This is a genomic window from Mesorhizobium sp. M6A.T.Cr.TU.014.01.1.1, from assembly GCF_004022765.1.
Lineage (GTDB): Bacteria > Pseudomonadota > Alphaproteobacteria > Rhizobiales > Rhizobiaceae > Mesorhizobium > Mesorhizobium mediterraneum.
Map to the genome: position 1 here is coordinate 372,497 of NZ_RZPG01000001.1, position 19,818 is coordinate 392,314.

General features: G+C 60.6%; 13 protein-coding genes. 9 read left to right on the forward strand and 4 right to left on the reverse strand.

Annotated features, from left to right (window positions below):
• Positions 1–30 precede the first annotated feature (30 nt).
• From EN885_RS01720 to EN885_RS01735, 4 genes are read left to right on the forward strand one after another with little or no spacing between them, the layout of a single operon-like run.
• Positions 31–294 (forward strand): hypothetical protein, encoded by a 264-nt coding sequence (locus EN885_RS01720; protein WP_245492975.1) that lies wholly within the window; start codon positions 31–33, stop codon positions 292–294.
• A gap of 14 nt (positions 295–308) precedes the next feature.
• The gene (gene sctV, locus EN885_RS01725) at positions 309–2,450 is read left to right on the forward strand and encodes a type III secretion system export apparatus subunit SctV (RefSeq protein ID WP_128242416.1); all 2,142 of its coding nucleotides are present in this window, start codon (positions 309–311) and stop codon (positions 2,448–2,450) included.
• Between the two features lie 39 nt (positions 2,451–2,489).
• Positions 2,490–3,839, forward strand: a complete 1,350-nt coding sequence (locus tag EN885_RS01730; protein WP_128242417.1) for a type II and III secretion system protein family protein — start codon at positions 2,490–2,492, stop codon at positions 3,837–3,839.
• A gap of 13 nt (positions 3,840–3,852) precedes the next feature.
• Positions 3,853–4,311, forward strand: coding sequence for a hypothetical protein (locus EN885_RS01735; RefSeq protein ID WP_245492976.1), 459 nt, complete (start codon positions 3,853–3,855; stop codon positions 4,309–4,311).
• A gap of 72 nt (positions 4,312–4,383) precedes the next feature.
• Here EN885_RS01735 and EN885_RS01740 read toward each other — a convergent pair whose 3' ends face one another.
• Positions 4,384–5,184 carry a tetratricopeptide repeat protein gene (locus EN885_RS01740; RefSeq protein ID WP_128242418.1) on the reverse strand — a complete coding sequence of 267 codons (801 nt, stop codon included), beginning with the start codon at positions 5,182–5,184 and terminating at the stop codon, positions 4,384–4,386.
• Positions 5,185–5,267: 83 nt separating this feature from the next.
• Between EN885_RS01740 and EN885_RS01745 the strand changes: the two genes are divergently transcribed.
• The 4 genes from EN885_RS01745 to EN885_RS01760 all read left to right on the forward strand — a co-directional run bounded on the left by EN885_RS01745 (position 5,268) and on the right by EN885_RS01760 (position 12,872).
• On the forward strand, positions 5,268–6,311 hold the full coding sequence (locus tag EN885_RS01745) for an EscU/YscU/HrcU family type III secretion system export apparatus switch protein (RefSeq protein ID WP_128242419.1): 1,044 nt from the start codon (positions 5,268–5,270) through the stop codon (positions 6,309–6,311).
• An 86-nt stretch (positions 6,312–6,397) separates the two neighbouring features.
• Positions 6,398–7,090 carry a response regulator gene (locus EN885_RS01750; protein ID WP_128242420.1) on the forward strand — a complete coding sequence of 231 codons (693 nt, stop codon included), beginning with the start codon at positions 6,398–6,400 and terminating at the stop codon, positions 7,088–7,090.
• A 215-nt stretch (positions 7,091–7,305) separates the two neighbouring features.
• Positions 7,306–11,877, forward strand: coding sequence for a DUF4781 domain-containing protein (locus EN885_RS01755; RefSeq protein ID WP_128242421.1), 4,572 nt, complete (start codon positions 7,306–7,308; stop codon positions 11,875–11,877).
• A 95-nt stretch (positions 11,878–11,972) separates the two neighbouring features.
• Positions 11,973–12,872 (forward strand): MurR/RpiR family transcriptional regulator, encoded by a 900-nt coding sequence (locus tag EN885_RS01760; protein ID WP_245492977.1) that lies wholly within the window; start codon positions 11,973–11,975, stop codon positions 12,870–12,872.
• A gap of 2,449 nt (positions 12,873–15,321) precedes the next feature.
• Here EN885_RS01760 and EN885_RS34050 read toward each other — a convergent pair.
• On the reverse strand, positions 15,322–15,816 hold the full coding sequence (locus tag EN885_RS34050) for a hypothetical protein (RefSeq protein WP_245492978.1): 495 nt from the start codon (positions 15,814–15,816) through the stop codon (positions 15,322–15,324).
• Positions 15,817–16,295: 479 nt separating this feature from the next.
• On the opposite strand from EN885_RS34050, the gene rsgA reads away from it, so the two are divergent.
• Entirely contained in the window at positions 16,296–17,303 is a 1,008-nt protein-coding gene (gene rsgA / locus EN885_RS01775) for a ribosome small subunit-dependent GTPase A (protein WP_164897767.1), read from the forward strand.
• Between the two features lie 622 nt (positions 17,304–17,925).
• Here rsgA and EN885_RS01780 read toward each other — a convergent pair.
• On the reverse strand, positions 17,926–18,702 hold the full coding sequence (locus EN885_RS01780; protein WP_245492979.1) for a glutamine amidotransferase: 777 nt from the start codon (positions 18,700–18,702) through the stop codon (positions 17,926–17,928).
• Positions 18,703–18,791: 89 nt separating this feature from the next.
• Positions 18,792–19,793, reverse strand: a complete 1,002-nt coding sequence (locus EN885_RS01785) for a rhamnose ABC transporter substrate-binding protein (protein ID WP_128242424.1) — start codon at positions 19,791–19,793, stop codon at positions 18,792–18,794.
• Between the last annotated feature and the right edge of the window lie 25 nt (positions 19,794–19,818).

Here is a 19,818-nt window from a genome sequence, read left to right on the forward strand (position 1 = left end):
TTGGGCTATCTCTACGGGTGTCATGGGCAGGTGAAACGGGGAGCAGCCTATCTTCTCATCGCCGCCCAGCTCTCCCCTGGAAACCCCGGCGTTCTGCGCACGCTCGCTCACCTGCTCATACTCGACGGCGAAGCAGACAAGGCGCTCGCCACGATCGCTAGATTGGAGACTTTGGAAGGCATGGAACATCCCACGCTTGCTTTGCTGAAGAGCCGCGCGCTGCTGGCAGCGGGCCGCAAGGCGGAAGCACGCGCCATGTTCCGGACGTATCTTTCGCGGCGGGGGGACGACTAGCCGTGTTGGATCGAATGACGCAAGTGCTTGCCAGGCTGTCGCGGCGCGGCGATCTCGTCATCGCCATCCTGATACTCGTCGCGATTGTCATGATGATCATACCGCTACCGACCTTCGTGGTCGACACGCTGATCACGGCCAACATCGCGCTCAGCGTGCTGATCCTGCTGGTTTCATTCTATGTCGTGCAGCCACTGGAATTTTCCTCGCTGCCCTCCGTCATTCTGATAGCAACCCTGTTCCGGCTGGCGATCACCATCACGACGACGCGCCTGATCCTGCTTCAGGCCGATGCGGGCGACATCATCACAGCCTTCGGAACCTTCGTCGTCGGCGGCAGCATAGCGGTCGGCTTGGTGATATTCCTCATCATCACCGTGGCCCAGTTCATCGTTGTGGCAAAAGGCGCCGAGCGCGTCGCCGAGGTTGCGGCGCGGTTCATGCTCGACTCCATGCCCGGTAAACAGATGAGCATCGACGCGGAATTGCGCAACGGCGACATCGACCAGGCCGAGGCCCGCCGGCTGCGCCAGAAGCTCGAGCGTGAGAGCCAGCTGTTCGGTGCCATGGACGGCGCCATGAAATTCGTCAAGGGCGACGTCATCGCTGGCATCGTCATCATCCTGGTCAATCTTATCGGCGGTTTTGCGGTCGGCACGCTCCAGCATGGCATGTCGCTCGGCGACGCTGCATCCACCTATTCACTGCTGACCGTTGGCGATGGCCTGGTTGCCCAGATCCCGGCACTGCTCGTGGCAGTGGCGGCCGGCACAATGGTCACGCGCGTCGCCGGAGCCGACAACCAGGGTGACCTTGGTCGCCAGATCACCGGCCAGTTGCTGCGCGACTCGCGCGCGCTCGCGATCGCCGCCGTGATCATGGTCGGGCTCGCCCTGGTGCCCGGCTTTCCGTCATTCGCCTTCCTGGCGCTCGGCGCGGCTTTCGGTGGTGGCGCATATCTCATCCGCCGGCAAAGCCCGAAACCCGATGCCCTGGAAGCAAGCTTGCCGATTGCGGCCCCGCAAGAGCACATGCTTTCCGATGCGAGTTCCGGCGGCGACATAGAGACGTTGCAATCGTCATTCCGGATCATTGCGCGTCTTGGCCATGGTCTCGGCAACGCGATCACCGAATCCGACTTCAGCGCCCATGCAAATCGCGTTCGTCGCGATCTCTTTCGGGATCTCGGTGTCGATGTGCCGGCAATTGGCTTCCATATCGACGAAACCCTGGCGCCGCAGCGCCTCCGCATCGACCTGGAAGGCGCCCCCGTCCTGGAAGCCGAGATACCTGCCGGCTGCGTACTGGTCGAGGGGGACGACGCGCATCTTGATCTTATCGGCGTCGCCTTTGAGGAAGGTCCGCCGGTGGCCGGTCGTCCCAACACGATCTGGGTCGACGAGGCGAAGACAGCGATTTTGAAGGAAGGCGGTCTCAGCTTCCTGCTGCCCGCCGAAACGTCTGCCAAATGGGCGTCGTATGCACTTCGACTCTATGCCGGTCATTTCGTCGGCATACAGGAAACGCGTCGGCTGCTTTCCGACATGGAACAGGACTACGCGGACCTGGTGAGGGAAGCGCAAGACGCGGTACCGTTGCAGAAGATCGCCGAAGTCTTGCGGCGACTGGTCGCAGAAAATGTGCCGATCCGTAACTTGAGGCTCATCCTGGAGGCGCTCATCGAATGGGGCAGGCGCGAGCAGGATGTCGTGCTGCTGACCGAACATGTGCGCTCAGCGCTAAAGCGGCAGATCAGTTTTCGTTCAGCCGACCGCAACAACATTATCGCAGCTTACGTGCTACAGCGGTCGGCCGAGGACGTCCTGAGAGCGGCGGTGCAGTCATCGCCCACGGGCACTTTCCTCGATTTTTCCGGCGACGATACGCAAGCGCTGGTAACGCAGATCGAGCGTGCGCTCGCGCAGGCGTCGGTCGGGGCCCTGCCAGCGGTACTGACCGCAGCGGACGTGCGCCGCCACATGCGCAGCCTGCTCGTGCATCACGGCCTGGAGCTTCCAGTGCTTTCCTATCAGGAGCTCTCGTCCGAGTTCAACGTACAGCCACTCGCCACCATAACCGGCGGGTCACGTCAAAACGGCCGGCAGACCTCACACTCACTCCCAGCAGGGAGAGCGGAGAACGGGGCGATCCCATGACCGAGCCAGAGGGCGATGCATGCTCAAGAGGGGGACAGAATGAGGAACCACGATTTGGCTGCGGGTATTCGGCCGGCTTTTGGTCCGATGGAATGCCGCTTGCTGGCTATCGCGGCGTTTTGGTATTTCGTAGCGCTTTTTTGTATGGTCACGGCGGGGTCGGCGCAGGAGGTGACGCCATTGCCGAGCCGGCCGATGATCGACCTGCCCGTCGGCCAGGGGCGCATCCTGCGTTTTAACGAACCGGTCGAATCGGTTTTGATCGCCGACACCACGATCGCGGATCTGCAGGTGGTTTCAGCCGACGTGGTCTATGTATTCGGCCTGAAGCCCGGGCTTACCAACCTGATCGCGATCACCGCCGATCAGCGCATCGAAGCGACCGCGCAATTCCGCGTTTCCGCTGAGTCGGCACCGGCGAACGAGGCGAAACAGGCATTGCAGCCAACCTCCTCGACGGAGCTCATGATCTTCGGCAATCGTATTGTGGCGACCGGGCAGACGCGCAGCGTCGAGGAAGCCGTCGATGTTGACAACGTTGCCCGCACCTATTCTCCGCCGGAGGCGCCGCCGATCAACGACACCACGATCCAGGGGTCCCAACAGGTCAACATCCGCGTCCGGTTCGCGGAAGTCTCGCGCAGCGAGTTGCAGTCCTACGGCGTCGACTGGTCGGTCGGTTACAAGTCCAGCGGCTTCGAGTTCAGCATGTTCCAAGACAACGCCGTGCCGTCAGCCGACGGTGGAAACTTCGGCGCAGGCATAGAACAGGCAACCGGCTTCAACTTTGATGTGCTGATCGAAGCTCTGCAACGCAATGGTATCGTCAAGATACTAGCCGAGCCGAACTTGACTGCCGTCACAGGCCAGACGGCGAGCTTCCTGGCCGGCGGTGAAATCCCCGTTCCGGTGCCTCAGAGTCAGGACACCGTAACCGTCGAATACAAATCCTTCGGTGTTTCGCTGACCTTCACGCCGACGCTCATCGGCCGCAACCGCATCGGCCTTCATGTTCGTCCCGAGGTCAGTTCGATCTCGACCAATGCTGCCGCAGTCAGTGTCAACGGCTTCAACCTGCCGAGTTTCGTCGTGCGTAAGGCCGACACCATCGTGGAAGTGGCCAGTGGCCAGACATTCGCAATTGCCGGGTTGTTTCAGCAGAATTTCACCCGCAACCTGGAAAAGTTTCCCGTGCTGGGAGACGTTCCGGTGTTGGGCGCCCTGTTCCAGTCCCAGCGTTTTCAGCGGGAAGAGACCGAATTGGTCATCCTGATTACTCCTTTTCTGGTCGAGCCGGTCAGCGATCGCAGCCTGGTGACGCCGATTGATCGACCGGCCAAGCGGAGACATTCCAAGGACCCGTCCGCGATGGGCCTGATTGTGAAGTAGCGGGAGGCCGACCATGACCAACGTTTTTGTTTTCCGCACAGCAATGCTCGTCTTTCCGTTCGCCGCGCTCGTGGGCTGCGTCAACGGCAAGCCACCGCCTGAGGACTATTCATCCGGCTACAGCTATGTCTCGACCAATGCGAGTTCGCAAAAGGGCACGGATAGCGCAGTGCTCGCACCCGACGCCTGTCTCGACGAACCGGCCGATCTCCCCCCCTCCCCGGCAGCGACGGACTTGACGATCGTTTCGGACGTCGGGCCGCATCTGCCGGCAGGTTGCGCCAACGCCTATAATCTTCAACGCATGGCCGAAAGCCAGCGTGACCTGGTCGAAGGGCGGCGAATGGGCTCGGCGGCCGCGGCGCCCACTGCAAGGGCGGCCCGACGATACATTTATGGAGAAGACACCCCCGTCGGTGGCGCCAATGAGAGTGGGGCGGCTGCACAAGCGCCGCTTCAGGAGGACAACTGACCGATGGGCCGGCGATGCGCAGGCGCGCCGGCTGTAGCGCCGAGATACGAGCGTGGCCTCGCCTCCGCAGAACTAGGCCGATATCGAACCGAGTGCCTTTGCCCTCGCCTTGATGGTCGCCTTGCCCCGGATCGATTTGGCGTTGGCGAGCAATGTGTTGACTTCTTTCGTCGTCAGACCGGTAGGGGGAGCCGCTCTCACCTGCTCGGCCTGCCCGAGCAGGCCGTAGACGACCACCACATTGCGTTTGTGGTGCAGTTGCGCGCCCGGCGCCGAAGCCACATGCTGAACGAGGGGCAGCGCCGTCGCGGCATTGCCCTCCAAGGCAGCGGCAAGCGCCATATTGGTCTGGATATCGAGGTCGCCCGGCTCCAGTGTGAGGGCATGCGCCAGGGTGGCCTGCGCCTCCTCAACCTGTCCGGCGAAAATCTGGGCGACGCCCAGCCTGTTGTAGGCACGGCTGGTGTTGACGATCGGCGCGGCTTGCGCAAGGGCGCGGATGCCTGCCTCGACATCCCCCGAATCGATCATTGCCGAACCGAGCCCAAGCAATGCCGGTCCATCGTTGGGTTGCTTGGCGAGAGCCCCGCGGTATGCCTTCTCGGCTTCGGCCGTATAGCCGGCGCGCATATAGGCCTCGCCTGCCTTGACGAAGGCGACAGGCTTCGCATCGGGCATGGCCGTCGCGCGTTGGTAAAGCGCGATCGCCGTGCCGCTTTCACCGCGCGCTTCAATGTCGGCGGCCAGCTTGAGCAACCGATCGGACTGGGTCGATGCGCCCTGGGTTTCGGCATCCGTTGTGGGCTTGGCTGTCTGGCAGGAGGACAACGCCATTGTCGTAACGACAGCCATGAACACGATACGCATTCGCATATCCACCTCTCCGTTCAAGCCCGCGCCGACCTTACACACGGCAGCAACTCATACAAGAACCTCATGCGCGCTGAGATCGTGATATGAGCGAAGAAGCTGAGGAAAAAGGCTTACCCGCCTCGGACAAGAAACTGCGGGAAGCGCGCCGGAAAGGTCAGGTTCCGCAAAGCCGCGACCTCATCTCGGGCTTCACACTCTTTGCCGCCCTCGCCTACCTGTTTTTCGTCTGGCCGACGATGTGGGAATACCTGGACCAGCTTGTGCAGATCGTGGCCGGGTCGGCAAACGGCGCGTTCAAGGAAACCAGCGTGAGGGCGGCCCGCCATGCCACCGTGGCGCTGTTCGTCATCTTGGGGCCGATGGTCGGCATTATTGTCATACTCACGCTGGCGTTCGGCGTGATCGCCACTTACGGGCCGGTTTTTTCTTTCGAACCGCTCAAGCCACAATTCGACAACATCAGCCCGGCAAAGGGCCTCAAGAAAATCGCGTCATTGCGCAACGTCATTGAGTTCATCAAGAGCCTGGCAAAGGTCGTCATGCTGGCCAGCCTGTTCGTGATCGTCATCGTGGCCTGGCTGCAGCCGCTTTTCGACACTCCCGCATGCGGTGAATCCTGTCTTGAACGTATGATCATGGCGGTGCTCACCCCGCTCGGAATTGCTGGCGCCCTTGCATTTGTCGCCATCGGCATCGTCGACATGCCTATCCAGCGATGGCTTTTCCTGCGCGACATGCGCATGACCAAGACCGAATACAAGCGCGAGTTCAAGGACCTTGAGGGGGATCCGCTGATCCGGCAGGAGTTCCAGCGTCAGCGGCGCGAGACAGTGTCAAATCCGGTGAAGCTCGGCTTGAAGAATGCAATCCTGGTCATCGTCGAACGCGACCGGCTGGTGGCGCTGCGCTATGTCAGGGGGGAAACGCAGGTACCGGTGGTCGTTGCCAAGGGGCAAGGTCGCATCGCCGATGAGATGGTCGCCGAATCGAAGCGCCTTGCAATCCCGGTCGTCGAGGACCCCTCGCTCGTAGGCCCTCTGTTCGACACCACGCGCACCGGCGGCTATATCGATGAGCAACTCTTCTCACCCGTGACCGGCCATCTGGTGCGGCTCGGATTGACATGATGCAAACCGATCACCCGGCAATTCAACTTTTCAACAGCGTGATTTCAGCGCCGGTGTGAGAACGTTACACCAACGTTCAGCGGGCGATGCTGTTTCATTCTCCAAACCCGATCATCATGGCCTTCATCGGTCGAACGGACATGGATCAGCCGCGCTGCCGAGACGGGCTGGACCTAATGCGCCAGCTCGGCAGTCCTCCAGAGGCGCCGATCATCGTCATCACCGGTCAGCGGCGCGACGAGGCGGACCGTGTCATTGCCCTGAAGCTCGGTGCCGATGACTATGTGACGAAGCCCTTCAGTCTCAGGGAGTTGCTGGCACGGGTGCGCGCAGTGTGGCGACGATCGGAGGCGGGACAACGCTGGCGCAGCAAGACAAGACACATCCGCCATCGCTTCGTCGGTTGGGAGATCGACATGCGGACAAGTCGCCTGGTGTCGCCAACTTGCAAGGCCGTACCGTTGACAGTTGGGGAATTCAACCTGTTAACCGCGTTCCTCAGGGCTCCGCAGCAGGTGCTCAGCCGGGAACAACTGCTGGCAGCAAGCCGATTGACGACGAAGAGGTCTTCGACCGCAGCATCGACGTGCAAATCGTGCCGCTCCGCCGCAAGCTCTGATCCGAGCGTGCCAAAACTCCTCACGACGGAACGGGGCGTCGGTTACACTCTCGCAGTCCCGGTCTCGATATCACTGGACGAATTTGCGCTTCTTTTTGTCGCCGCTCGTCTGGTTTTGGCAGTGAGGGCGCTCCGTCTCACCAAGGAAGCTCGACGCTGACGGCCACTGCCATGTCTCTGTCACCAAACTGATGGGAATGCCATCGCAACTCCAGTGCGGCGTGTTTCAGCTGTAACCAAATTTTCGAATCCTGAAACCATGTCGTAGCGCCGCTCCCCGACTGTGGTCCTCCCCAAAGGGCAGTCGCCTCTCCTGCCCACTGCGGGGATGCAGGCCGTTGCGGGCCGGCGAGACATTTTTTTGGAGAATGACAGATGGCGATTCGTCCGATCATCTACAAACCCGCGGTTTATGAGCCGACGGTGAGTGCGAAGGACAAGGCGTTCGATGCACAATTGAAAGAGCGGCAGATGTTGGCGTTCCCAGGCAACAGCCAGCCGCGCGTATCTCAGACAACGTCACGCCTCTCGTCAGGCTCGAACAGCTCCGGCAGCGAAGCGCCAATAATGTCGGCGTTCCTCACCCAACGGCTTTTTGCCAACGCGAATGGAATGCAAACCGTTCCGGTCAAGCTCGACGGTCGGGTCGATCAGGGACAGGCCCAGGCGGACCGCGTCGTTGCGGATGTTATCCGTGGCAAAAGCATCGACCTGATCGCGAAGCAAACCCTACCGCACGTGAAGGATAGCCAGGCTGCCAGGGAGCAGATCCTCGACCAATTGCGCGCGGCTGGCCTACGGGTCGATGCGACAGAAAACAACATCGGGCGCACGACGGCAATTGCGGACCCGACGACCGGCAAGACCGTCACCGAAACTCACGACCTCGAGAAAGGCAATTATACCATTGAAGTGAAAAGCCGTGACGGCAACGTGGTTTCCTCCTCGCCGCTCAGAGATGGGCTCGGCCGCAAGCAGGCCAGCAGCCGCGACGAGAAAACCGGCGCGATAACGACGCGCTACGAAAACGATATGGGGGACGGAACGGTTGTCGAAAGGACCTCGAGACCGGACGGCTCGGCTATCGAGAAGACTACGCACAAGGATGGGAAGACGGAAGCCTGGTTCATCTCGTCCACCGGCCACCGGATCAGATTGGCGGGAGAAAGGAGCGTCGCGGAACGGAATGGCGATCAGGTGAAAAAGGCGGTCTTCGAGGATGGCGCGACCATCGCACAGGTGGCGCGCAATCGACGGATGACCGAATCCGAGGTGATCGCCCTTCTGAAATCGGGCGGCGTGAGGATTGAGACCACCGAGCCTACTTCCGACAACGGCGACACTAGAATGATAAAGATCGTCGATCCTGCAACCAACAAGATGGTGATTGAAGGCTACGATTATCAACATGACGAGCCGTACAGACGGGTGATCGACGGGAACGACGTTTTCGACGTCAAAGTCCTTGACCCAAATACTGGCGACACCACGAGAATGAAAATGGTAGGCGCTGCGGGCTATGCCCAAAAACATGCCAACGATCAGCATTCCACGGTCAATGGCTACGAATCCAGGATCCGACAGCTGGGCACCCTGATCCAGCAGGCGAGGAAGGAGGGCGAGCCCACTGCGGGGCTGGAGAAGGAGCGGACGCAACTAAGGGCTACGCTCGAAAAAGCGAAGGTGGATGAAGGTGTTGCACAAGGCGGAGCAACGTCCATCCTCGCTGCCACGCAGCAGGCTGAAACCGGCAAAATTGTCGGTGAGGCGTACGAGCGGCTTCAGAAGACCAAGCCTGGAACTGCGTCCCACGAGCGCGCCAAGGACATCTTGGAGGAAATCCTGGGTTTCGCGGACCGCGTCGACCGGAACGTGCACGCGGCCGACAAGAACCTCCGCCTGCTGGAGGCCGGACAAGATTGGCTGGAGAAGGAAACGGTCCGCGCGCAGGCACATGAGGATCTGCAGAAGGCCTTCCAACAGTTCAAGAAGAGCTGGCAATGGAATGGATTGGACGACGCGACAATCCGACAAAAAGAGCGCGCAGGCGAGCGGCCTTTTAACCCATACAGGAACGAGCAGGAGGAAAATGCCGCGATTTGGAAAAACTTCCAGAAATCGCGGGAACTCGACTATTCATCGTACCAGCCGGTGTGGCGCGCATACGAACAGGCGAGCGACGCGGCCCTGCGTGCGCGCATCGATTTGGGAAACGCTGCGATCGCCAAGACCGCGGCCGACCTCCACTTCCTGCAAGGCGAGACCATTCACCTTCGCAGTCTGGAGCAGGCTTGGGTCAAGGCGCATCCGAACCAGGATCCTGCCAAATCGCCTTTCCAGAAACTGCTGCAGGAGACGCAAGGTCGAACCGGAGCGGTCGCTGACCATCGCAAGAAGCTGGTGGACGACCCAAGTTTCAAACATGACAACAACCTTCTGCACCTGCCGGCGGAACAGCGCCATGACCCCGAAAAACGGAAGGAAGCCGAAGTCGGCTTCGTCAGAGAGGACCCCCAGGCAAACAGCGCGGAAATTCAGGCGCTCCAGGCCAAGGTAGGAGGTCCGATCACCGGGCGGGATTCGGCCAGGGTCCGCGCGATGATCAGGACCATGGTTCAGGGCATGGGCGAGGCCGGCCGGGAGGTCGACGTCAAAAAGGTCGAGACGCAGATCCTGAGAAGCCCTCAGATCAATGGCGACGACCCGGACAATGCCGGCGATCTCACGGTCCGACCCATCGTCATGCGCTACGACGCACCTGGCGTCTCGATCACGACAGGTCTTTTCGAGGTGGAGAACCGCCAGGGAGAGACCCATTACGTCGATATGGCGGGCAAGGTGTTCGATAGCCGTCAGGACTTCCTCGACAACAACAACCAGTTCAAGGAGGAGGGCATCCTGGTGATGCCGACCCGCCTGGACACCACTCGTCGCCCTGACGGCACCATTGCTTACGAGGCCGTCAAAGCGCAGTACGACTCGGCGTGGGAAAAATGGGGCGATCCCATCGTCGGCATCGGAACCGCCGTCGCAACCATCGCTTCGTTCACTCCGGCGGCGCCCGTCGCCGCGCCGCTCGCCTACGCAGGGGGTGCCTATCTCGGCGGGCGCGCGCTCGTCGGTCAAGTGAACCATCTTGAGCACGGCGGCTCGTGGGGCGACAAGGAATCGAGGATGAACATGCTTTCGATCGCCACCACGGCGCTGCCGTTGGCAGCAGGCGGGGTGCGGACCGGCGGCCTCTTGGCTCGGACAGAATTGCCGGCCAGCCAGGCCGCGAAAGGCGGCTTCGGTGCAATTCGAACCAAAGATGCCACCTTGGGCGTGGGCAAAGTTCGCGTGCATCTGCCGAAGACATCCTACGCGGACGATGTCGGACGACAGCTGCAGAGCGGCGGCAAGCTGAATGCGGCCGCTCGCGGGATGGATGGGGCGGCCATCGTCGCCGGTGTTCCGCTGATACGCGAATCTGCCGAACAGCTGGCCGCGAATGGCGGTGAAATGTCCGGCCTCGAGCTGGCAAATTCCGTCGTCGGTCTGGGAACCGGCATCGCCGGAACGGGCCTTGGCGTGCGCGGCTTGCGGACGAGTAGGAGCCCGACAGCAGGCTCGGCGCAGAGGGAGGCAAGTTCGCCCAATCAGCGACCGCAATATTCTGGACTGGAACCACCGCAGCGCGGCGGAACGATTGACCTTGCCATCAGGGGCGAGAAACACACTGTAAGAGTCCTCGGGCCACGCCCGCAGAATCCCGCCAGAGTCTACGTTCCACCGGAAATCGGCCTGCGGCCAACTGCCGACACGTTGTACAGCCAAGGCTACACGCATGAGCTTGTCATGCGGCAGGGTAGCGAACCAGGCATCGTTCCCATCGTGGGCGGCAGTTCACGCTTGCTTGGTCCGAAGATTGATGAGGCAGCATTTGAGCAGGCCAGAAACCAGGCCGCTGCGCTCCTGCCGGATCGCGCAGCGCTGACGGGCCGGCTCGAGGAAGCGCGGAACGAGGGATATCGCTTCGGTGTTTCTACAGGACGAGATCCGAAAACGGGAAGCCGCAACGGCATCGATCCTAAGAACAGGGTGATAACAATCGACCGCCGCTATGCTTCCGATCCAGTGAAATTCCTGCGTTCATTGGGTACGCAGCTTTCGCGCGTGCCAGATTTGCCGTACTGGCCGGGCGGACGTCCCCCGAGCGAACTCGTGGGCGAGATCAAACACGGGAAATATACACGTTCCGGCCCCTCAGAAAGGACGGTTTTGGTCCGCGGTGATACGCGTGCGCCTGGCCACTTCAACGCGTTCGCGGAGCCTTTTAGGCCGCCTGGCACTTTCCAGGGTTCGAGGCTGACGGCGAGCGACGCACTCGATTTCTCACGAGGTACGTACGAGGGGGAATTGGGGGGAGTCCCAGCGAGCGAGGTCCCTTGGGTCGCGCGACAGTTTGCGGGAGGCACGGCGACAAAGGACAAAGGCTCAGGCTATGTCTATGTTTTCAAAGATCCGACTCAAGGCTCGAGCCGTGACCTGAACGCGGAAACCGTAAGCTATAAAATCAATGATGTGGCCCATGACCTTGGCAAGGAAGTTTGGCTGTCGTTTGAACACGAACACATGCTTTCGCAGATTCCGCCGGAATACATTATCGGGCGAAGGCCTGTTGAAAACGGCCGGTTCGTCGGCGAGTTCGAGTACAATCCGAATGCGGTCTGGCGAATTGACGTCGGAATTGATCCCGCAGGAGAAACAATAAGCGTTCGAGTGGAGGAGGTGCGTGGGTCGCTTCCAGAGAGTCCCGACGCTGTATTCGTACCCGAGAAAGCCGGATACACAGACAGATTTGCTCGGGATGTGTCAGGCAAACCAAGATTCACGCACGAGCTCATTCGAGACCAAGTGACGAGGAAATATTTCATTCAGCCTATCGTGACGGAGGCTTCCGAATGACGCTTGGCAGTCAACTCAAGACCGGAAGGAGTGGGGGAATCGATCGTTGTTACGGACGTGGCCCGGACGGCGTGTAAAACAGGAGGTCACTCGACATGAAAAAAGGCCCCTTGACCGATATGCTGGTGGAAGAGCTCGAGACGATGCCGCCGCAGCTTAAGGCTGCAGCTCGATTCGTGCTGGATCAGCCCAGCGACGTTGCACTGATGTCGATGCGCGAACAGGCCCGCCGCGTCGGTGTTTCGCACACAACAATGGTCCGGCTCGCAACGTGGCTCGGGCTGGACAGTTACGAAGAATTGCGCGCTGCCTATGCAAAAGCGCTGCGTGCGCCCGAAAATGCCTCGGTCGGTTCAGACGATCGCGTCAGGCAACGGACGCTGGCAAGAGGATGCTCCCCCGCCATCCGGGTTGCCAGCATGCTCGCCGCCCACACAGCCAGCCTCGGCGATCCGGGCAGCGCAGAGCAGTTCCTGGCTGCGGCAGCGGTTCTCGCCGGTTCCCGGCGTCTTTTTTGTCTCGGCCTGCGTTCGGCCCACACGGTCGCCCGCCATTTCGCCTCCGTAGTATCGCAGATGGATTACCACGCAATATTGCTCGATCCGACAACCGGAAGCGGGTTGGAAGCCATTCACCGAGCCGGACCGGATGATGTCTTGCTGGGGCTCGGCTTTGCACCCTACAGCAGCGCAACAATTGAACTCGTGGAGCTGGCATCGCGCCGAAGTGTTGCGATCGTGGCGATTACTGACAGCAGGGCATCGCCGCTGGCACGTTTAGCCCGCGAAAGCATCATCGTCCCGACAAAGTCGCAATCCTTCTTCCAGAGCATGGCGCCGGCCCTCTCCGCGGTCGAAATCCTGGCTGTGCTGATCGCGGAACGAACGGGAAAAAATATCGAACAACTGCGGCAAGCGGAAGAGCAACTCGCGGCTTTTGACGCTCGTCGCAAGCCCTTCCCGATCGATCGTCAGGGCAGATCGGTAGCTGCGTAAGGCGCCCGTTTCGAGGGCGGCGAAGAACTTTTGGGAACGGCCGTGCTCGTAGCCGTAGCCGCAATCATATCTCGCTCTTCCGGCGGGCGAAGCATCAACTGAAGGGCCTTGGCCAGACGGACATCGACGCCGTCGCGCCAGTCGCCTACTGAAAATTGCAAGATTGAACGTATACTAGACGAATTCCGCGATGGGCCTGTTCCAGAGCACAAGCCCCGCCTTTTCTGCGCCAGCGCACCTAATTCTACTCCGGCTCCCGTCAGCATCTTGCGCCCTCAAGAGCAATTCGTATCGTCCCATCAAGCCGCTTTGGGAACTGTAGCGCCCATAGTCGACCTTCATGAGTGACCCTTCCTCGCACATGCGGGCGAGGTAGCAGCGGGGAACGCCGATATCGGTCAGGCCTTTTGTTCGGGCTTCGCCCTTCTCAAGGGCGAGCGAAACGGCACGTTCCCTCAATGTCGAGCTTCGGCCCGCCGGCGGGCCGGATCCGCTCGGCGCGATCCCGCTTCCGCGTCCTCGCCGAGGACTCTGACGTAGTTTTGAGGGGAATCGGCAACACATAGTTCGCAGTCTCATTCAGCCCTGGGAGGCACTCGACGCCTTGGAATCGCTATCGGGCGGATTCCTGGTCGCGAGCAAGGCTCCTAAAGTCAGTTGAGTCCCTTTGACGGGCCTACTCTGCGGTTCGCACCGTCAGCGAGAATGGCGCACTGAAGGCGCATAGCAGGCACGCAAAAGGGCTCGCCGCTCCATTTGCGAAGCGACGGGCCCCATGAGTGCCGAGCATTGGGGTACCCGGCATTGCTGACCGTGCAATTGCGGTGCCATACAGATTGGCCCATTGCGGGGCACCAGCGCGTTAGGACGTCCGAAGGGTAAGCTGACTGTCCTGGGAGTTAACACGCCGGTGCCTGCGTTAGGCTTGCCGCCTCCTGCTGACGCCGGCGCTCGTTGGCTTGGCAGCCCAAGAGAAAGTCGTCATGCTCCGATGAAAGTTCTTGGCGCTTGGCCAGTAGTTCTTGAGGTCATTATGTGGATGCCACTACGGATTAGAGAGGCAGTGGAGATTGGCAGGCACCGACGCATGATCAGCGAAATCGACCGGGCCTGCGATGTCGAACTGGCGGGTACCAAGAGCGACGACCGCGCGAAAGTTGAAGACCGACGTCGCTGGGAAACTTCGTTGTACGTTGACCAGATTTGAGGCGATCAAGACGCCGAGGCTCTTGCGGAAAGCGAATAGTCTGTGATTACCCGAGCGAGGACAGCCCGGTCTGGGAGCGGTCGGATCAGCTACATACCTGGCATTTGACGACGATCGGCTATTCCCAGCTTCGAAAAGCGATCCGGCAAGAGCGCCGGGACCGGCGCGAATGGGCAATCACGTGGGCCGGCGTGATAATCGGCATCATCGGTTCGCTCACCGGCATGTTGGCGGTGTGGCTGGCTGCGCGAGGACAGTAATTTTTCGACCGACGCAAGCTTGACGAACCGCTCACTGCCTCGATGCTTGCCGGCGCGAATGCTCGATAATTGGTTATGGTCACGAGCAGAACTTTGAGAGATTAAGTCAGAAGAAGGCGGCTCACATGGCGGCGGTCATGGTGCAACTGGCCACGTTGCTGGTGCCTACATCAAACTTTAATGCCGACTAGGCAGCGCCGGTGCTAATTTGACTACGGGGGCTGCTCGGGAGGAGCGCCCATGGAAGTTCGAGATCTGGTTGCCAGATGTCGTTCAGTGCGGAATCGCGCCAAGCACACCTACCGCCCCGATTAGGCCGATCCGGCCAATCCAAGCGTCCCTCGCCGAAGTGTCATCAAGGTGCCCGACCCCACCGCATCGACCGCGCCTATCCGGCCTGCGTCCGAGATGCAAGAGGCTGATCATTCGCCCGCCCTTCCGGCCAACACTGAAATGCAGTGTTAACGGCGTTCGCGGGTGAGACGATACGGCCGCAGCTTGAAAGTGTAGGGTACAGCTCGCTGCCAGGCACGGAGGCGGAAATGAAATTGCTTGGGATTGCGCTCTTGTGTACGGGAATGATCAGCATAGTAATGCCGGCCGTTCGCGCTGAGGATCAGCTTGTTCCGCCTAACCACGTAGAAGCGCCAGAGTCAGCAGTTCATTGCGAGGGCCAAAACTGCCTTCCACCAGCCGATGACCCTGTCGAGGAATGCAAGGGGCAAGATTGCACGCCGGCTCCGCCGGTTGACCCAGGTCCGCAGATTGAACAGGTCGACTGAACAGCATCAGCCGAACACCCCAACTACGAAGGTGATCTCGATCCGTGGAAAGGTTGGATTTCAGGTCCTCTCCCTCCGCCAGGATGTACCAACGGAAAGTAAGGCTCACATCTTGCATCACGGCCGGCACAGCCCTACTCCGGATAACAATGTTGGAACAGTCGCCTGGCCCCTGCATTGCTCTTCAGACACGTCTTTGATCATTGCTTGAGGAACGCGCCCGTGTAGGTCTGGCCGGCAAGCCTAACGGTTCCGGCCAGGGCTCCATCGGGCCGCATGACAAAACTGACGTCTGCGCCATTCGGTAGGCGCTCAAGCTTCAACGTAGTCCCCACAATTCTTCCAGCGCCGGCGGCCTCTCCCGGATGGTTGTCGCCCAGATTTCCCCACGCATAGGTGACCGTCACCCTCCCATTGGAAGAAATCGTCTGAACAGCAAGTTTGGCGTCATACATCCCATCCAATCGTCCGGCCCACAGACCCGAAAAAGCAGCATACTTTGTCGGAACGTCCTTGTCAGGGGGAGTGACCGCCACGGATTGATCCATGATTGCAGAGCCGGAGGGAACAGCGGCAGGATCCGAGGCAGTCTGGGCAGGAATGTTACCAGGTTCCAACGCAGGTTCGAGAGTGGGTTGCGGCGTTTCAGGAGCCGATTGGCACGCGGCTAAGGCAAGCGCCGCGAAGCCAAGCATTGCGTTGCACATTCGTTGTGCCATCTTCTGGTGCCCGGCCATCTTTGAATTTATCGCAGCATGACCTTATCGCGCGTTTTCACAACCTGTGTCTATGCAAGCTGTGGTCGTAGCGTCCAACCGCGATGTACGAAGCTCCGTGGCTGTACGGCAGAGCCGAATCCTCGGCCGGCTCGGTCGCACCAAAGGCGGCCGTTTGGCCAAATTAAGTCTTTTAAAGCGGGAAACGGTGGTACCATTATCCCCGAGCGCGCCAAACGCAGCCGGCGAGCCAAACGATCCGTTGGATCGAACGGCCCAGCCATCCCCGCGGCGCCGGTTTGCCTAATCTCGTCATGCCGCCCATATAACGGCTCGAACGTGCCCATCCCGAGGCCGGTTTCTGCGCTCACCTTATTTTTCCAAGGATACTGTCCGATGTCTGCGACGCCGTACCTTTGGTCAAAGTCGTGACGGATCCCTCCACCGCCACTCGATCAATGTCCCTCGCAAGTCTGGGATGGACGGATTTGTTCGGCGATCAGGTTGGTCCGCATGAAGCAAACCTCATCCCAACGCGTATTGCCATGGTGCACCGTGACCGCCTGACCGGCATATCTCAAACAGGGCAAATGGATCTGACATTGCCGATGCAAACGAACACTGGCGACTACGCCGTTGGCGACTGGGTCCTTGTCGACCCCCACACCCACCTGCTGTATCGCCGCCTGACCCGCAAGACAGTGCTGGAACGCCGTACTCAGGGCACCAAGAAGCCGCAGCTTGCCGCGGCCAATGTCGACACTTTGTTTATCGTCACGTCATGCAATGCTGATTTCAACCCCGCCCGGCTCGAGCGCTATCTGGCGCTGGCGAACGAGGCCGGAACAACTCCGGTGATCCTGCTGACCAAGGCCGACACCGTGGCTGACGCCCGGGAGTACGAAAAGCAATCTGCCGCACTGCAGCGGGGGCTGATCGTAATCACGTTGAACCCCCGCACGGCTGGTGCCGCAATTGCCTTAGCCGCCTGGTGCGGCTCAGGACAAACAGTTGCACTCGTCGGTTCCTCCGGCGTGGGCAAATCGACGCTGGTGAACACGCTGGTCGGATCAGCGCAGCTATTGCCTCAACAGACCGGAGACATTCGCGAACAAGATGCCAAAGGACGCCACACCACCACCTCGCGATCTCTGCACCCCATTGCAGGTGGCGGGTGGGTGATCGATACGCCAGGAATGCGAACGCTGCAGGTTAGCGATGTGGCTTACGGCATCGACACACTGTTCGCCGAAATTACCGAGCTTGCCCCGCTTTGCAGGTTCCGCGACTGCACTCATGCTCATGAACCGGGCTGTGCGGTACAAGCAGCTTTGGCCACTGGCACGCTGGATCCTGAGCGTCTTGCCCGCTGGCGCAAACTCTCCGACGAAAACCGCAACAACACGCCAGTTCAAACTGGACCTCGTGGCAGCAATTTCACCAGCGGTCGCGGCAGAAGGCGTTGAGCGAAAAGGATTGAGCTCAAGCAGGGGAATTTACTATTTCTACGGCCGAGAACCGGCCAGGGCGCAGGCGGATCTTGCCACACCGGCAATGCCTATTATGCGATCCGGGCGGATCTGGCCGAGCGGCGCGGCGGCGGGGCCATTTGCGCCAAGCGGCAAGCAGGTTTGACATGACCAGATGGCCTGCCCGCTGGTTCGCAAGTTCCTTGGCGAGCAGGCGCCCGAAGCAGCACAGGCCGCAGCCGACGATTCCGTATCGAGCAGGATACGCGGAAATCAGTGTGGGCCAATCTCGACGCCGCGGCGTTCCACCACTCAAGGGCCATGCCGACAAGGCCCGCGGCTTTACCGGCTAGCCGTGCGCGACGGCCCCCGCGATTTCATTGAATATGTCGCGGCTAGCAAGGGCCTGCGCGCCCTAGGCGTAACTCCATAGGGCGCTGCCGCGGGTATAACTTGCTGCGGTCTACCGGGCGGCAAAGGGCGGTGATCCTGAAACTGTGATCATCCAAAGACCACGCGGCACCCGAAGTTCTGGCCCCATTCGGCCAGTGCCGCTTCACGCGAAGCGAGGGCCTCACTTTGCCGACGGCCCGGAGGGAGCCCCGGGCAACGACATTGGTCAAATCCGGCATCCGGCTTTCTCATCAGTGCCGGCGAGCCAACGGACCATATTCGCCATGAGTTTTCCGTAGAACGACCATCCGAGAAAATCCTGCGAGAGCCAATGCGGGCCGATATCGGTTGCCCAGGCAATCGTGCGGCCGCGGCCATGGTCGCGAACGGCAAGAAGCGGCCAGTCCGTGCCACGATGGTGGCAGGTCGCCAGAAGACCAGACAAGCCGTCCTGCCTGAATTCCAGCTTGTTCATGCCGAGGATAGGCGGCAACGGCCCCTCCACCCCGGAAAAAATTGGGTGGGACGATTGCAGGATGGAGGCCTGGAGGCCTTGCGGCACCTCCATACCGTCGCAAAAGGGCAGACAGCGGACCGGCAGCACATCTTCGACCGGGGTGTCATGGAACCGCGCCGTCCCGAACATGCCCTGAAAGCCCATGTAACCGCCAGCCAGCATCAGCCCGCCGCCGCCTTCGACATAAGCTTTGAGTACATCGAGGCGGTTGACGCCGACACGCCCGGCGCGGGCATCCGGCGTGACCAGCAACGTCAGCGCGCCGACGTCCGAGATCACCACCACTTGATATTGGGCGAGCGCATCAAGGTCATAGGGAAACTCCGCGGCGCAGCGCTCGCCGCCGATCTGCGTGACGGCGATGCCTTCGGCGGCCAGCGCGGCGTTGAAAGCCGTCGCGCCATTTGTCGACGTCGCACTTGTAAGCACATCACTACCGATGGCGACCGACGTCGTTGCCGAAAAAGTTTCGCCTGCAAGCAACATCTTCATTTCCGCCCCGCACCGTTTTCATTCGAGAGAGTTAGGAAGGGCGCCGGATAAATCCGGCGCCCTGGGGCTTGACCTCGACAGAGTCAGAACTTGAACTCGGCCAAATTGTCGGGTGTCACGATCTTGGCCGGACCAAGGATCAGTTCGCCGCCGGCGCCAATCGTGTATTCGCCGAGCCTGCCTGCTGTGAACTTCTCACCCTCCTTGCCGGTGATCTTGCACTGCGCAAGTGCCTGGGCTGTCTGATAGGTAAGATACCCAAGATCGGTGACGTTCCACCAGATATCCTGAGCCGCCCCGTCCTTGATGTATTTCGAGATCAGAGTGGCCGGCGCGAGGCCGGTCAGCTTGACCTTGCCGATCATGCCCGCCTCCTCGAGTGCACGCGCGGCCGCCGGAAGGCCAATGCCTGCTGGGACGATGATCACCTTGAGGTCCGGAAACGCCTGGACCAGCGCCAACGCCTGTTGCTGGTTGATTTGTTCACTTTCTTCGCCATAGGCCACCTGCACCAGCTTCATTTTGGAGAACTTCGGCTCGGCAGCCATCTTCGCCTTCATGAAGTCGATCCAGGCGTTCTGGTTGGTCGCCGTGGGTGTCGACGACAGGATCGCGAATTCGCCTTCACCACCGCTGAGGTCGAATGCACTTGCCAGCATCATTTCGGCGAGACTGTCTCCCTTCACCTGATTTACAAACACCGCGCGGGCGTCCGCGGCCACATCGGAGTCATACGAAATCACCCTGACGCCCTGTTGAACGGCGCGCTTCAGCGCAGGCGCGACGGCATTGGCGTCGTTGCCGGCAATGGCGATGACCCCGACCTTCTGCGACACCAGGCTGTTGATGAATTCGATCTGCGCCTCAGCAGTCGCCTGCGATGGGGCGACCTGGGTAACGGTGCCGCCAATTTCCTTCGCTGCCTCTTCTGCGCCTCCAAAAGCCACTTTGAAGTAGGGGTCGGTATCGAGCTTGGGCAGGAAACCGACCGATACCGGTTCCTTTGAGCATTCCTGGCTGAAGGCCAGCGAGGTCGGCGCGAGCAGAACCGCGGATGCGAGCAGGGCTAGTCTAAACGCTTTCATTGTGACTCCTCCGTCAGAATTCGGG

Excerpts from the sequence above, each read along its gene's own strand:
- EN885_RS01760 (WP_245492977.1), top strand. The coding sequence starts at position 11,973 with ATGAAAAAAGGCCCCTTGACCGATATGCTGGTGGAAGAGCTCGAGACG.
- EN885_RS01745 (WP_128242419.1), top strand. The coding sequence starts at position 5,268 with ATGAGCGAAGAAGCTGAGGAAAAAGGCTTACCCGCCTCGGACAAGAAA.
- sctV (WP_128242416.1), top strand. The coding sequence starts at position 309 with ATGACGCAAGTGCTTGCCAGGCTGTCGCGGCGCGGCGATCTCGTCATC.
- EN885_RS01735 (WP_245492976.1), top strand. The coding sequence starts at position 3,853 with ATGACCAACGTTTTTGTTTTCCGCACAGCAATGCTCGTCTTTCCGTTC.
- rsgA (WP_164897767.1), top strand. The coding sequence starts at position 16,296 with ATGTCCCTCGCAAGTCTGGGATGGACGGATTTGTTCGGCGATCAGGTT.
- EN885_RS01730 (WP_128242417.1), top strand. The coding sequence starts at position 2,490 with ATGAGGAACCACGATTTGGCTGCGGGTATTCGGCCGGCTTTTGGTCCG.
- EN885_RS01785 (WP_128242424.1), bottom strand. The coding sequence starts at position 19,793 with ATGAAAGCGTTTAGACTAGCCCTGCTCGCATCCGCGGTTCTGCTCGCG.
- EN885_RS01740 (WP_128242418.1), bottom strand. The coding sequence starts at position 5,184 with ATGCGAATGCGTATCGTGTTCATGGCTGTCGTTACGACAATGGCGTTG.
- EN885_RS01780 (WP_245492979.1), bottom strand. The coding sequence starts at position 18,702 with ATGTTGCTTGCAGGCGAAACTTTTTCGGCAACGACGTCGGTCGCCATC.
- EN885_RS34050 (WP_245492978.1), bottom strand. The coding sequence starts at position 15,816 with ATGCTTGGCTTCGCGGCGCTTGCCTTAGCCGCGTGCCAATCGGCTCCT.
- EN885_RS01750 (WP_128242420.1), top strand. The coding sequence starts at position 6,398 with ATGCTGTTTCATTCTCCAAACCCGATCATCATGGCCTTCATCGGTCGA.
- EN885_RS01755 (WP_128242421.1), top strand. The coding sequence starts at position 7,306 with ATGGCGATTCGTCCGATCATCTACAAACCCGCGGTTTATGAGCCGACG.